Below are 14906 nucleotides of genomic sequence, written 5' to 3' on the forward strand. Positions count from 1 at the left end.
CCCGAATATCGGCTCCCCGGCGGGGGCCACAGTGCTGCCGGTCCGGGCGGGGCCTTGAGTGGAAAAATGACTGGCCGGGAACGGATCATCCACTTGTCAGCGAGAGGACGGAACGGGTCGACTCTGCCAGCTCTGATAAAATTGGATGATCTGCCTCCATCACCGATCGTAATTTGACAGTGGTGGTCGGGCGTCTGAATCTTGAACAGCAAAGAGCTGCCGTTAAGCAGCCACGGGACCAAAGCACCAGTCCGCTAGCTAGGCCGTTCGTGAGTGACCAACCAACGCTCATTGACAAACAGTTCAGTGCAGAGTACCGAATTTACTTCTGCGATCGCAGAAAGTGAACTTACAGCTCGGGAGGAGCAAAAAATGAGCAGGGTTGAGGCAGCGAGATATCTCGCTGCAAGCGCAGCTATCGTTGCTATCACTAGCATTTTCGCGGCGCAGGCGTCGGCGGAAGATGGTGATGTGATCGTTGGCATGGCGGTCGCCCAGTCGGGCTTCATGGCAGCCTATGATGGCGACGGCACCAACGCGATCAAGATGTGGGTCGACGACCAGAACGCCAAGGGCGGGCTGCTAGGCCGCAAAATCAAATGGGTCCTATCAGACACCAAATCGGACCGCGCGCAGAGCGCCCGATCGGGGCAGGAGATGGTCGACCAAGGCGCCGACATTATTGTGGTATCAGGCGACTACGACGCCGGCTCGCCGGCGGCCGCGGCGGCGCAACGCGCCGGCAAACTCTCCGTCTTTCTTGCGGCTGAAGACCCCAAGGCTGGCGTACAGGGCGCCGGTCCGTACGCCTTCACCTCGTCCGCCGCATCGCAGGTCCAAGGAGCGTCGATTGCCGGCTGGGCATACTCAAAGCTGGGTGCCAAGACGGAATATACCCTGCTGGACTCGATCAACGAGTACAACAAGTCCCTTTGCGCGGGCTACAAATGGGGTACCAAACTGGTCGGGCTGACTTCGCTCGGCAGCGATACTTTCAAGAATGATGACCCGTCAATCCAATCTCAGATTACCCGCATCCTGGCGCTGCCCAAGAAGCCGGACGTGCTGATGGTCTGCTCTTACGTGCCCGGTGGTGCGAGCGCCATACGTCAATTGCGTTCCGCGGGTCTGACGATGCCTATTCTATCAGGATCGGCCATGGACGGCACCTATTGGGTTGACGCTGTTCCGAACCTCAATGACTTCTACATACCGGTCCAGGCCTCAGTACACGGTGACGACCCACGCCCAGCGGTGAATGAGTTCGTCGCGAAATACAAAGCCAAATACGGTCAAGCGCCTGCGACCGTCTATGGCTTGTTGCCCTACACGTTCCTCGATCTTTGGGCTCGCGCCGTCACGAAGGCGGGTAAGACCGACGCGGCGAGCGTCGTGCCGGTGATGGAGCAATACAAAGAGGAAATGACCATGATTGGCCCGCGCACCTTCACCTCGAAGCTTCACATCCAGGCCGATGTTCCGATGCAAATTCTCAAGTATGAGAACAGCCAGCCGAAGGTTGTCGATCAGTTTCGCATCAGCGAGCCGGTCCCCTTTGATGTGCTTTTCAGGACCAAGAACTGAGGCAGACGCGCCGGTCGCCTTGGCGATCGGCGCCTGCATCCGCAAAATGCGCCCTTGAAATCGCCGCGGGTTCGGATCCGCGACAAGCCTGCAACGAAAGGTGCGATGTCCCTGGCGATAGAAAGACAAGAAGGTTTGCGATTTGATGGGCTCTGATCGGCAGGAACTGCGTGCGAATGCGGTTACCGTGAGCTTCGGCGGGGTGAAGGCTCTGCAAAGCGTGGACCTTTCGGTATCGACTGGTGAGATTCTGGGACTGATTGGGCCTAACGGCGCCGGCAAAACAACGTTAGTCAATTGCCTCACCGGTTTCCAACGGCCCGCCTTGGGACAGATCACGCTCAACGGCGAAAATGCCAGCGCATGGAATGCGGTCGATTTCCGACGACGCGGTATAACCAGGACGTTTCAAGGCGGGCGCCTGTTTGCCGATATGACCGTCCTCGAAAATGTCGAGGTTCCACTTGTCGCCTCGGGGCTCTCCAGGCGCGTGGCGCGTCGCGAGGCCTCGGAGCTTCTGAAGCGATTGGGTATTGCTGGCATTGCGCACAATTTGGCGTCGGCGCTGCCCTACACGGATGAGCGTCGCGTCGGGATCGCGCGAGCCCTGGCAGGTCCCCGAAACTTCGTGCTGCTGGACGAGCCGGCAGCCGGCATGTCGGATGTCGAATGTGAAGAGCTCATGCAAGTCGTGCAGACCCTGCCCGCCAACTTCGGATGCGGGGTGATCCTGATTGAGCACAACATGACAGTCGTGCTCAAGGTTAGTCACAAAATCCACGTCCTGGACGGCGGCCGAACCCTGGCAGAGGGCACACCCCAAGCGATCCGCACCAACGCTGCGGTGATCGAAGCCTATCTGGGGGCCGAGGTATGACCGAGATGCTGAAAGTCAGCGATGTCTCGGTCGCCTATGGCCGCATGACCGCAGTGCGCAACGTCTCCTTGTCCATCGACAATGGATCCATAAGCGTCATCGTTGGCCCCAACGGGGCCGGAAAGTCCACCATCCTGCGGGCCATCGCTGGGGGCATAAAGCCCTCCAAGGGACATATTGAATTCGATGGTCAGACGATCGTCGGCCGGCGTCCTGAGGACCTTGCGGCCTCGGGCATTTCACTGGTTCCAGAAGGAAGGCATGTATTCCCCACCCTGACAGTACGCGAAAATCTGCTGGTGGCATCGCACGTGGTGCGAGATCGCGCCGGTTCGTTGAACGACATGGAGCGATTGCTTCAACTGTTCCCGCGCTTGCGCGAGAGGTTTTCGCAGACTGCAGGCAAACTCTCCGGCGGCGAGCAACAGATGCTTGTCATTGCAAGGGCCTTGATGACGCGTCCTCGACTCTTGCTTGTCGATGAGCCCTCATTGGGACTTGCCCCCAAAATTGTCGATGAAGTCTACGAGTTGCTCTTGGAATTGAGACGCGAGCGAGGTCTGACCCTCCTTATCAATGAGCAGACCTCAAAGAGGGTGCTGAAATTCGCTGAGACGGTGTATGTTCTTCGCGACGGATCTATACGCCTGAAGGGGTCCGCACAACAGCTCAGACTTGGAACGGCATTGTCCGACGCATATTTTGGCAGCGTTTCGCATCATGAAGCTTGGACGGAGGAGGTTGACTCCTGATGGCTTATTTCATCCAAACACTGATAGACGCGCTAAGTCTGGGCAGCCTTTATGCTTTGGCCGCGCTGGGGATCGGGTTGCTTTTCGGTATACTGCGCTTGATCAATTTCGCTCATGGAGACTACATAACAATAGGAGCCTACAGCCTGATTGTGCCATCGACTGCGGCAACCGCCACCGTGTTCATTGGCGGCTGGAACGCTATGGCCCTGATCGTAGCTGTTTGCGTGATCGTGGTGGCAGCAGCGCTGTTATCCGACAGATTTGTCTTCCGCTTCCTGCGGCGGGCGCATCCTGCCACGCTAATGGTGGCATCGTTCGCACTGGGCTATACCATACAGAACATCGTATTGATGATCTATGGATCGCGACCGAAGTCCGTCGGCCTGTGGCCAGAGCTTAGCCAGGTTCTGTCAATTGGCGGCGTTCGGCTGCCAGTACTGCAGGTCGTTGTCATCTCAACGACGATCGTTTTGCTCCTGCTTCTCACGGCCTTCTTGTACAGAACGCGCTTCGGGATCGAAATGCGGGCCGCCTCGGACGACTTTGAGATGGCGCGCTACCTTGGTGTACGCGCCAACTTTGTGATTGGCCTAGCATTCGCCATCAGTGGGCTGCTGGCAAGTGCAATCTCTTTGCTGCTACTTACACAAACAGGTGTGTTGTCGCCCACTATGGGCCTCGGCGTTGTGCTTTATGCCTTCATTGCAACTGTGATCGGCGGCATGGGGAGCCTGACCGGCTCGGTCATTGGAGGCTTGGCGGTTGGAGCAGCAAGTTCCTTCTTGCAAGCATACCTCCCGCTTGAAGCTCGTCCGTTTCGAGACGCATTCCTCTTCGGCCTTGTCGTCCTACTCCTTGTCATCCGGCCAAGCGGTCTGCTGAAGGTCAAGGCGATTGAGGAGCGTGTCTAGATGACGAGATTGAGCGATTTGCTTAGGCCCATCTGGCCGGCCCTGGTTCCAACCCTTCTGCTGGTTGCGTCGGGAATGGTCAGCATTGTCTCCAGTGGCTCGACAGCTGAAATAATCAGCGAGATGATGATCCGGGTCGTGATGGTTGTCGGCCTTTATATTTTTGTCGGCAATTCTGGAATTCTGTCCTATGCTCATATCGGTTTCGCTGCGATCGGCGCCTATGCAGCGGCCTGGTTTACATGTTGCACCTTGCCGATGGTAAAGCCTCTCTATCTTCCAGGCCTGCCCGATTTCCTCCTCAATGCGACCTATCCCCTTGAGATTGGATTGCTAAGTGCTGCCATTGCGAGCGGAATTGTCGCGCTCATAATCGGGCTCATCTTTGTGCGTCTGGCTGGAATTGCGGCCTCGATCGCCAGCTTCGCTTTCTTGGCCATCGTCTACGCTGTGTACAGCAATTGGGACTCTGTCACCGCAGGCACTAGCTCTATCTCCAATATTCCAGTTGACGTCGGCCCCGGCTTGGCAACCATGGCTGCCATATGCGCCGTTTGGATTGCGTTTGCATTCCAATCGTCGAGATACGGCTTCATGCTTCGGGCTAGCCGCGACGAGCCAGTTGCGGCACGCTCGTCAGGTGTTCAGATCCGACACATGCGTCTGATCGCGTGGGTTCTCAGCGCTGTCGTAGCAGGGATTGGTGGGGCACTCTACGGTTCGTTCATGGGGATTTTGACCATAGATAGCTTCTATTTGACATTGACGTTTCTGACGATCGCAATGTTGACCGTGGGTGGAATTCAGAGCCTTGGTGGTGCTGTCGTCGGTGTGCTTTGCGTGACAGTCTTCACTGAAATTTTGCGCGTTATGGAGAGTGGGACCGCCGTGGTACAGGTACCGAAAGGTCTACAACAAGTTGGGCTGGGTGTAATTTTGGTCCTGATCCTGATCTTTCGACCAAGAGGCCTCATGGATGGTCGGGAGTTCACCCTGCCGCAAGCGCCGGGCAAGCAGCCCATTTCTTGACCGTCACCGGTACGCTCTTAGCCAGTGTGGACGAGGGGGCTTGTCATCGCGGCGGTCGGCTGCCCACTGAATGACGCAGGAAGGACGCGACAAGCGTAACGCATACAGTGGCGGACATGACGCGCGGAAGGCGAAGCCATAGCCGCGGCATGATCCGTCCACGGACTCTGGCGTCTCTGCAGACCGCAAGCCTTCGATGCCCACCTATGCCAAAACTACTTCGTGGCCGTCGAGCAAAACGTAGCCGGGCTCCAAGGCGCGGTGTCTTATCGTTGCACGTTCGCCTTCTTCGTCCGGAAACTGGTGCTGTAGCCGAATAACGGGCTGAGTAGAACCACCATAAGACGACGGCAACTGCTAGCCTCGGCGTTCCGGCCGACTGCCGAACAGAAATGGCGAGCGGCCTAAGTTCAGTTGCAAAAGCCCCAGCGCGGTCGCGCATTTTCAGCCTTCATGCCGTGGTTACTGCTTGGAAGGCTGGCGGCGCTGCTGAATCTCGAAATGGCAAGATTTGTCAAAAACATGGGGATTGACAGTCAAAATATCACATGCAAAATGGGCGCTGCCAACAAAAGGCCGCTAAGGCCGATGGCGCGCATTCCCTGTCTCGACCAACGAGAAGGCTGCGTCCGACGGCCAGGGGAACAGGTCGCGAGAGGGAGGTTTGGTGAATAGCTACAAGTTCTCGGATGATGTGACCGATGCGATACGCCAGAAGGCCATCGCTTGCCTGGAAGAGTGGGACTGCATCGGCAAAGACAAGGTGCTTGATGTCTATCCGCTGGCCGGCGGTGCAAACAATATAAATCTGGTGGTTGCCGACGGTCAAAAGCAATGGGCCGTAAAGCTTCGTGATCCCGGTGCCGAGCACTTCAACAATGCTGCGCTGGTTGATGCAATTCACGGCCAGGTGGAAGCGTCGCGGTTAGGCGTCGCTCCTTCGATCTACGCCTATTCCCCAACTGGCGACTTCATTTCCGAGTTCATCGTGGGCGAAACGCTGAGACCGGCCACAATCCGCGAAAAGGATTACGCAGCCCAAATGGTCGAAGCTATGCGCAAATTGCATAAGGCTGATCCTGGTCGCCGGCGGTTTGACGTCTTTGAAGATATTCGTGTTTTTCTGCGCGGCGTCGAAGTCGTCAACGGATCGCTTCCGGAAGGTTTTGACGAATGTTGGATGGCCGCTCAGGCATTGGAAGCCGTGCTTGTTCGTTCGAATCCACCAATGGGTTTCATCCACGGCGATCTGGTCCCGCAGAACTTTCTTATGTGTGAGCAAGGGGTCAAGTTCGTTGATTTCGACTACTGCGGTTACTCGCTGACGGCGCTTGATCTGGCCGGGGCAACGTCGCAGGCCGAAATGACGCCGAACGAAACCGAACACTTTCTAAAACTTTACGATCCGGACCTCGACGACGGCCAGCGAGCCCGTGTCGGCATCCTGCGCTTCGTAAATGCGCTTCGCGAGGTGTCCTGGGCCGCCATGGCCGAACCGCGCATGAGCGACCGGGCAACGCTTCTCACCGGCTGGAGCTACAAGCACCACAGTGACGTAAACATGGAATTGGCAAAAGAATTCCTTGCCGCCACGCCGCTCAATGAGGTGGCGGCCCGCGCCGCGGTCGTGCGGCCTGGTGCTTTGTTCTAGATCGCGATTGCTCCAGCTTAAGGATTGTTGCAGATGGGAATGCTGAATGGGTTGCTGGCAGTCGTCACCGGGGCGGGGCAGGGGATCGGCCAAGGCATCGCCGAGCATCTGGCCAGCGAAGGCGCCTCACTTGCCCTAATGGGGCGCACCGCTAAGTCTCTGAAGGAAACGGTTGCCAGAGTTGAAGCCGCCGGAGCGGCGGCCGTTTCAGTCCATCTGGGCAGCGTTTCTGATGAGGCCGATGTCGAGCGTGTGCTGAGCGAAATTGGGACCCGGCACGGCAAGATGGATGTACTGGTCAATAATGCGGGTATTGTTGATCAGGCCGAATTCCTCGATGTGAGATACGAAAAGTGGCTGGAGGTGATCGCAACTGACCTCAATGGCACATTCTTGATGACGCAACGGGCCGCGCGACGAATGAAGGACACAGGTGGCGGCGCCGTCATCAACATAGCCTCAATCGATGCCAATGGCTGGGATGGTCCGCAGTCATCCTACGTGGCGGCCAAAGCTGCAGTTGTGGGGTTCACCAAGAATGCCGCGAAAGACCTCGCCGCCCACAACATCAGGGTCAATTCGGTGAGTCCCGGCTGGACCCATACAAAAATGATCGAAGAGTTCGTCTCCGCCGAGGCGCTGAACTACATGCTCACCCGATTTGAGCGCGTCCCCATGCGTCGTCTCGTCAAGATCAAGGAAGTCGCTGAGGCCGTAGGCTTTCTGGCCTCAAGCCGGGCGTCAGGCATCACCGGCATCGATGTGCCAGTCGACTGCGGAACACTTGCGACGCTGCACGTATACGAATCGCTGCCTGGCTGAGTCCGCCGTCCAAATTCTAATGAAGCGCATAGCTCGGCAACTGGATTTCAATCATGCAAAGCACGAAGTTCTACATTGATGGCCGTTGGGTAGACCCGCAGGAGAGGCGACTGCTCGATGTTGTCGACCCTTCCAGTGAGCTTCCCCTGGCGCAGATTTCGCTAGGGAGCGCGGCAGATATAGACCACGCCGTTTCTTCCGCGCGCCGCGCGTTTTCGCAATGGAGTGACGTGGCAGTTCAAGACCGCATTGAACTGCTTAGGCGGCTGGTCGAGATCTACAGCGCAAGGATTGACGAAATGGCTTCGGTCATCTCGTCGGAGATGGGCGCCCCCCTTACTCTGGCAAGAACGGCTCAGGCCGCTTCAGGCTTGTCACATTTGAGAATATTCCTGGGCGAGTTCGAGAACTTTCGATTCGAGGATGTGCTCAGCAGCCAGGCACCCGATGATCGCATTATCCGCGAACCTATTGGGGTTTGCGGATTGATCACGCCCTGGAACTGGCCAATGAACCAGGTCTGCCTCAAGGCAGCGCCCGCCATGACGGCCGGATGTACCGTGGTCTTGAAGCCGTCGGAAATCGCGCCACTATCCTCGATGCTGTTTGCCGAATTCATCGATCGGGCCGGCTATCCCGCAGGTGTCTTCAATCTGGTCAATGGTGACGGGCCGACAGCCGGTGAAGCACTGGCGCGGCATGCCGATGTCGACATGATCTCCTTCACCGGTTCGTCCCGAGCTGGTGCGGCCGTCTCTCGAGCTGCTGCCGACAGCTTCAAACGTGTTGCGCTCGAGCTCGGCGGCAAGAGTCCCTATATCATTTTCGACGACCTCGATGTCGCTGCAGCGGCGGCGCGCTGCGCTCGCAGTTGCTTCACCAACACCGGGCAGTCCTGCGACGCACCGACCCGCATGTTGGTCGAAAGGTCGGCCTACGAGCAGGCCATCGAGGCGGCGCGCGCCGTCGCAGCCGAAATGCAGCCCGACGACCCTCGAAAAGAAGGCAACCATATCGGACCGCTCGTTTCCAAGGCCCAATTCGATAAAGTTCAAGAGCTGATCTTTGCTGCACTTGGCGAAGGCGCGCGACTGGTCGCGGGAGGACCGGGCAGACCGGCAGATTTCGACAAGGGCTATTTTACGCGGCCGACCATCTTCGCAGATGTCGAGAATGACATGAGAATTGCACGTGAAGAGGTCTTCGGACCAGTCCTTGCAATCATGCCTTTTGACAATGAGGAGGAGGCAATTCGCCTCGCCAACGACACGGTCTATGGTCTGAGCTCCTACATTCAGACCGGGGATTCGGCGCGCGCACAGCGGGTTGCCCGCAAAATCCGCGCCGGCGTGGTCAGGTTGAACGGCGCCTCGCGTGGACCCGGCAGCCCCTTCGGCGGATACAAGCATTCGGGGATCGGCCGCGAGGGGGGTCGCTGGGGCATTGAGGAGTATCTCGAAATCAAGGCCGTTGCCGGATGGTCGCGAAGCGCCGCCTGAAGGAGGCGCTTCTGCGATGACGGCCGGTTTCCTCCGTATTTGATGAATGATGTGGCGAGAGGTGCGCATCGTTGTTAATTTGAGCCATAAGCGAGGCACCTTAACCACAGGGACGAACTCATGAGTGAACTAAGGCGAAACCGTATTTTCGACATCCTGCGTGTCTCTGGGCGGGTAAATTTGCTCGATTTGGCGAACGAACTCGAGATATCCAGCGAGACCGTTCGTCGTGACCTGAAGAGAATGGCCGATGAGGGCGTGGTGGAGATCGTGCGCGGTGGCGCCACGCTTCCCGACGTTCTGCGCGAAGCCGCCTTTCAGCATTGCCTCAATCTCAATGCAGATCTGAAGCGCAAAATAGCTGCCGCGGCTGCTGCCCTGGTCAACAACGGCGATACGATCATGATCGGAGGGGGAAGCACCACGTGTTATCTAGCCTTGGCGCTGCGCGATCACCGTAACCTCAGGGTCATCACCAATTCCGTGGACGCTGCACGGATTTTGGGTTCTCGCGGCGAAAACGAGGTTCATGCCGTGGGTGGCAGACTGGACGATTATCTAGGATCGACGGTTGGCGTCGTCGCGGTCGAAAACATCAGGCGCTACTCTGCCGAAAAGACGTTCTTCTCGGTTGGCGCGGTCGAGGCCTCGATCGGACTTACTAGTGACACGGCAGACGAAGTGGCCTGTTGGCAGGCCATGATCGAAGCCGGCAGCAAGGCGATTGCGCTGATCGATTCCAGCAAGTTCGGGAAACGCTGTCTTTTCAAATGCGCCTCGTTCGAGGAGATCGATACGATCGTCTCCGACAGGTCCCCCGAGGCGCCCTTGGCGGCCAGTTTTGCAGCCCACGAAATCCAATTCATCAGTGCGGATAAGTCTGGAGCATCCGACAAGTCGTCACCTCGCGGTCCTCGCACGAACGCAAGGGTACAGGAACGAGCCTGAGTTGGCTTTGAGCAAACAGCAACAGGGATAGGTGTACGCATGGCAAATCCAGCAGAGAGGTGACGCTGCGAATTTGGCCGTGCAGTCTCAACGGCAAATAGCCCACGCGCGTCAAATGCCCGGTGGTGATTTTAAATCGCCGCCGAGGGTTTCGGCCGACCATACGCCTTCGCGATGAAGGTCGGCGCGCGACTAGGATGCAGCGAAAAGCATTGCCGGTCGGTTCGGCGATTGAGGAATGAGATTTGGAAATGGCCCTGGACGGGATTCGCAAGTTCGAGGCAGGCAAGGTCACCTTCTCGCCATACGGCGACGGGCCGGGCACTGCATCTATCAGCCGACTTATAGGGCCGAGCGACTCGACCACCATGGGAGCCTACCTTGCACGCTTCGACGGCCGCTCGGTGCGATGGACCGTCCGCTATGATGAGCTGATCGCGGGGATCTCAGGCAAGTTTCGCCTGAACTCTGAGGGCAAAGTGCACGAATTGGGCCCAGGCGACGTCCTGTGGATTCCTGAAGGGACCGCGGTCGAATACCAGGGCGATGGGGCAATGGTTTTCATATCAATTGCGCCCGTCGACTGGCGGGCGAGGCAAATTGCAAATTCAGAAACTGGAGGAGAGCCGGCATGAATGCGCGCATTGCAATCATCGGAGCTGGGGTTGCCGGCTGCGGTGCCGCCCGCCGCGCAGCCGAACTGGGCGCGAAAAATGTCGTTGTCATCGACAAGTCCACACCGGCATCCGGATCTTCCGGACGATCAGCGGGTGTCTTTAACGCCCAGACCCTTCGTCCGCTCGACATCGAGATCAGGGTGCGCGAACGCGAGCTGCTGTTCCGTTTTGAGCGCGAGCGGGGGCTGCCGCTTGCCCGCATTGGCAACCTGCGGTTTGCGACCCAGGACGCAGACGTGGGCGCTTTCGAACATTCGTTAACCTTCCAAAGGTCCCTGGGGGCAAGCGATGCGCAAATCCTTTCCAGGGCCGAGATAAAGAAGTTGGTGCCCGATCTCGTTATCGAAGACGTCACGGCGGCCCTTTATGGTCCTAACGACGGCCACCTTGATGGTCATCTGCTGTGCTCGGCAATGGTTGACGAGGCCCGCGAGAAAGGTGTTCGCTTTCTCGTTAACACCCAACTCAAGGCCTACCGGAAGGACGGCTCCGTGCACATCCTGTCAACCGGCGGCGGCGAGGTCGAAGCAGATATTGTGATCAACGCTGCCGGCGCGTGGGCGCCACAGGTCGGCCGCATATTGGGGCATCCTGTCGCCGTGAATCCAGAAGTTCACGAGGTGGTGCGGGTGAAGCTCCCGCGCGATCTCGGCTACGCGGTCCCGATGTGCAATTTTTATATGCCAGGACAGGCGGCCGAAGGGATCTATTTCCGTCAGGACGGGCCGGACTCGCTGATCGCGGGGTTGCATACATATGACTCGGTGCCAGGCCTGGCGGTCAACGATCCCGACAATTTCAGCCCGCCAGACGGCGACGACAACTTTCTCAAAGTTGCTCAAATGGTCAGCGATCGCCTGCACGTCGATGATCTGGGATTTCGCCCGGGATGGTTCGGACTCTATCCGTTGAGCGCGGATGGACTGTTTCAGGTCGGACCCTATAAGGCGGATCCTTCCGTGCTTGTCGTCGCGGGACTAGGCGGGGTCGGCATTACCAGCGGCGTTGTTTTGGGCGCTCTGGCCGCCGAATGGGCGCTGCTTGGAAAGCCGGTTACTGTCCCGCAAGCCGAGATATGTCTGCCGGATCGTCCATCCCTGCTGCCCGAGGCAGCATAAAGTCCGCTCCCAGCAAAGGAATCTGACGTGAAAATCCTGCTCACGAATGACGACGGCTATCTTTCGCCCGGCGTAGCCGCCGCGCGCGAGGCACTTGTCGCTGCGGGCATGTCGGTGGTCACAGTAGCCCCTGACGGGCCGCGGAGCGGAACGGCCAGATCAGCTTCATTCCGCAAGCCGATCATCTTAACGCGGGTGGGTGGGGATGATGCAAATCCTGTCTATTCGACAAACGGCACGCCTACGGATTGCGTTCGGGTGGCCGTTTTTGCGGGGCTGACCGACGATGTGGAGGCCGTGGTCTCTGGAATAAACGAGGGCGCCAATCTTGGTGACGACGCCACTTACTCAAGCACGCTAGGCTCTGCCATCGAAGGCGCCATGTTGGGCTTTCCTTCGCTTGCCGCCTCCCAGCAATCGCGGGACGGCCGCTTTCGACTGGTTGATCTTGAAGGGTATGATTTCGAAGCCGGTGCAGCCTTGATGGCCCGCCTGGTCGAACGAATGGTCGAAGACCGGGACCGTCTTCCTTCACGCTCGGTGCTCAATTTCAATGCGCCGGCAAAGCCGGCGAAGTCCATTGTCTTGGCTTCGCTCGACCGCAGGATTTGGCAACGCTCGTCCATCCCAGTCGTTGAGACCGACGAAGGTCGCGGATGGCTTCTGTTCGCTACCCATGCGGAGCAGGACCCTATCTTCGAAGGGGAAGCCGGTAGCGATGTGCGAGCACTGTCCGACGGGTATGCCTCAGTCACCCCAATGAACTTTGCATGGACCGATCGTCATGCCCGAAGGCGTTTGCTGGCTTGGGCGAAGCGCACAATTGCGGACCTGAATGCTTCTATCATGGTGGAAGGAAGCCGCATTCCCTAATTGAGCAGGCAAAAAGCGACCGAGCGACCGAAAGGGTCCGGAGGCGGCTTCGACAAGCTCCTGGCCCGAGATCCAAAGACATCGTCCCGATCGCACGAGACTTGTCGATGCGGATAAAATCCCCGGCATTTTAGACCTTGTCGGCGGTGATTGAGCTTTCGCCTTGCTCCACATCACCTCGGACAAGCGCAGCCTTCGCGCGGCTTCCAATATGGATGCCCGTGCCGACGTGTCGCCAATTTCGCTTCTGGATGTGAAGTTTTGTGGAAAATGACAACGAATCATGTGGACAAAAGTGAAATGTTAATGTTAGCTTTTTGGTAAGTTGCGGAGCCAAGCACCCAGCGCTCTGCGGCAAAGCAAATTGGTGCAGCAAGGGGAAACACAAGCAATGACCGAGCTATCAGGTCTCGCCGGGGCTGGAGCCGGCGGAGCATCAGGAGATCTCTCCCGCGAACTCGACAAGGAACTGGCGGTGCGGCTCCAGAGCCTGCGCATGGAGCCGCACGCATCGTCGGACTGCTTCGCCACATCAAGGCCCATCATCATCGAAGGACTGTTCTGGGCGGCGGTCGGTGCGGCAATCTGGATTGGAACGCTGGTCGTCATCGGCAGAGGTGCGCTATGAGCGGCGATGTCAAGGGAGTGCAGGCCCGCGTTGTAAGCGAGGCTCTGGCTGGCAGGCTGCCGCTTCGCAGCCACGAACGAATCTACAACAGCTACTCATCATTCACTTGGACTTGCTGTGCTTTCAGTGCCGCCACTTGGGCGTTCCTGATCGGAGGCTATCTCCCTTATGTCGGGGATACGCGCATAGGCATTCTGGGCTACCTGGCCGGCTTGCTGATCGGGATGGCCGCCGTGACGCTGGCATCCGCCGTCCCTTCTTACAAATATGGCGTGGACACAATCGACGCGGCCAAGTCGTCATTTGGCACTTACGGGGTGCTGTTACCACTGTTCGGCCTTCTGGCGACCCTCGTCGGTTGGACGTATGTAGTGGTTGCCCTTACGGCGCGCGGCGCAGCAAATGTTGTCCAGACCGTTGAGCAATCCACCGACCGACCTGTCGAGGGCATGGTGATCGTGTTGGCACTGGCCGCGCTTTTGCTGGTTTGGCTCATCGCAAGCCGCGGGCCTTGGCTTTTCGAGCGTCTGAGCAACTATATCGCGCCCGGGCACATGATTGTGACCGTCATCATGCTCGGCATCCTTCTCTACCAGTTTGGTCCCGCGGTCTTCGCCATTGATGTTCCGGTCGATCAGGCCTTGGTCAAGACGAAGACGCAAGGGTTCGCCCTCGCGGTGGAATTTGGCGTATCGAATTCTTTGACCTGGTGGCCCGTCATGGGCGGACTGACGCGCCTTGTCGGCAAGCGACGCCACATCATGGGCCCATCCGTAATGGGTGTAGGCGTCTTGGGGGCTGCCGTGATCTCGATGGTCGCGGCCCTCGCAGCCGTGTCCGCCGGAACACCCGACCCCACCATCTGGATGATCAAGCTTGGCGGCCCGGTGTTTGGCACGGTCATCATGTCGTTTGTTCTGCTTGCCAATGTCGCGACCATGATCATCATGATCTATCTTTCTGGCGTTTCCATCCAGCAGATCCGGCCGCTGACAAGACTGCGCTGGGACCTTCTTCTCGGATTGATCCTGCTCCCCGGCATCTATGTCGCGTTCCGCACCGAGTGGGTCATTGCCTCGGTGATGAGTTGGCTGTCGATCAACGGCGTGATGTTCGTGGGCATTACTGGGATCACGCTCGTCGACTACTTCCTGCTGCGCAAGGAGCGACTCGAACCCGAGCATCTGTTTTCACGTGACTCCCGCAACATCTACTGGTTCTGGGGTGGCGTGAACTGGGTCGCGATTGTCATCTCGCTTGGATCCATCGGGCTGTACCTTTGGATGTATGATCCCGTGGCCGCCTCGATGAATGCCTATGCAGGATATCTGGGTGCCGGCATTCCGACCATGGTCCTGGCAGCGGTCGCATACTATGTCGTGATGCGGCTGGTCGTGATCCCCTCAGGCATTGGCGGCTATCGCGATGCCCGCGAGCCAAAGCATGAGATCGTGCCCGCCCTTTGAGTGACTAGTGTCAAACTGATGGGGTTCGCTGGCATCGAGCCCCATCAGCTTGGCGGCTACCCGGACAT

The 14906-nt window shown here is 58.2% G+C and carries 14 protein-coding genes; all 14 read left to right on the forward strand.

The genetic code is table 11. The features are described 5' to 3' along the window. Positions 1 to 372: 372 nt before the first annotated feature. Positions 373 to 1584 (forward strand): ABC transporter substrate-binding protein, encoded by a 1212-nt coding sequence (locus QFZ88_RS27160; protein ID WP_083237661.1) that lies wholly within the window; start codon positions 373 to 375, stop codon positions 1582 to 1584. Between the two features lie 145 nt (positions 1585 to 1729). Next, positions 1730 to 2461: an ABC transporter ATP-binding protein gene (locus QFZ88_RS27165; protein WP_065997200.1), complete on the forward strand. Its 732-nt coding sequence runs from the start codon at positions 1730 to 1732 to the stop codon at positions 2459 to 2461. After that, positions 2458 to 3213: an ABC transporter ATP-binding protein gene (locus tag QFZ88_RS27170; protein ID WP_065997196.1), complete on the forward strand. Its 756-nt coding sequence runs from the start codon at positions 2458 to 2460 to the stop codon at positions 3211 to 3213. The genes QFZ88_RS27165 and QFZ88_RS27170 overlap by 4 nt, the downstream gene beginning before the upstream one ends. Further along, a complete protein-coding gene (locus QFZ88_RS27175; RefSeq protein ID WP_065997194.1) occupies positions 3213 to 4127 on the forward strand; it encodes a branched-chain amino acid ABC transporter permease in 915 nt (304 codons plus the stop codon). The genes QFZ88_RS27170 and QFZ88_RS27175 overlap by 1 nt, the downstream gene beginning before the upstream one ends. Beyond that, complete coding sequence (locus QFZ88_RS27180) at positions 4128 to 5156, forward strand: branched-chain amino acid ABC transporter permease (protein ID WP_065997190.1); 1029 nt, start codon at positions 4128 to 4130, stop codon at positions 5154 to 5156. It begins immediately after the preceding gene. A 667-nt stretch (positions 5157 to 5823) separates the two neighbouring features. Then, positions 5824 to 6807: a phosphotransferase gene (locus QFZ88_RS27185; protein WP_179654250.1), complete on the forward strand. Its 984-nt coding sequence runs from the start codon at positions 5824 to 5826 to the stop codon at positions 6805 to 6807. Positions 6808 to 6840: 33 nt separating this feature from the next. After that, positions 6841 to 7629: an SDR family NAD(P)-dependent oxidoreductase gene (locus QFZ88_RS27190; RefSeq protein WP_065997186.1), complete on the forward strand. Its 789-nt coding sequence runs from the start codon at positions 6841 to 6843 to the stop codon at positions 7627 to 7629. Between the two features lie 53 nt (positions 7630 to 7682). Next, positions 7683 to 9128, forward strand: a complete 1446-nt coding sequence (locus tag QFZ88_RS27195; protein ID WP_065997182.1) for an aldehyde dehydrogenase family protein — start codon at positions 7683 to 7685, stop codon at positions 9126 to 9128. Positions 9129 to 9248: 120 nt separating this feature from the next. Beyond that, positions 9249 to 10076, forward strand: a complete 828-nt coding sequence (locus QFZ88_RS27200) for a DeoR/GlpR family DNA-binding transcription regulator (RefSeq protein ID WP_083237660.1) — start codon at positions 9249 to 9251, stop codon at positions 10074 to 10076. A 251-nt stretch (positions 10077 to 10327) separates the two neighbouring features. Further along, complete coding sequence (locus QFZ88_RS27205; protein ID WP_065997180.1) at positions 10328 to 10711, forward strand: cupin domain-containing protein; 384 nt, start codon at positions 10328 to 10330, stop codon at positions 10709 to 10711. Beyond that, a complete protein-coding gene (locus tag QFZ88_RS27210; protein ID WP_065997178.1) occupies positions 10708 to 11871 on the forward strand; it encodes an NAD(P)/FAD-dependent oxidoreductase in 1164 nt (387 codons plus the stop codon). Before QFZ88_RS27205 ends, QFZ88_RS27210 begins: the two co-directional genes overlap by 4 nt. A 27-nt stretch (positions 11872 to 11898) precedes the next feature. Continuing rightward, positions 11899 to 12744 (forward strand): 5'/3'-nucleotidase SurE, encoded by an 846-nt coding sequence (gene surE, locus QFZ88_RS27215; RefSeq protein WP_065997176.1) that lies wholly within the window; start codon positions 11899 to 11901, stop codon positions 12742 to 12744. Positions 12745 to 13135: 391 nt separating this feature from the next. After that, positions 13136 to 13372, forward strand: coding sequence for a hypothetical protein (locus tag QFZ88_RS27220; RefSeq protein WP_065997175.1), 237 nt, complete (start codon positions 13136 to 13138; stop codon positions 13370 to 13372). Beyond that, positions 13369 to 14838: a cytosine permease gene (locus QFZ88_RS27225; protein ID WP_083237659.1), complete on the forward strand. Its 1470-nt coding sequence runs from the start codon at positions 13369 to 13371 to the stop codon at positions 14836 to 14838. Before QFZ88_RS27220 ends, QFZ88_RS27225 begins: the two co-directional genes overlap by 4 nt. The last annotated feature ends 68 nt before the right edge of the window (positions 14839 to 14906 follow it).

Source organism: Mesorhizobium sp. YL-MeA3-2017, assembly GCF_030814575.1.
Taxonomy (GTDB): domain Bacteria; phylum Pseudomonadota; class Alphaproteobacteria; order Rhizobiales; family Rhizobiaceae; genus Mesorhizobium; species Mesorhizobium terrae.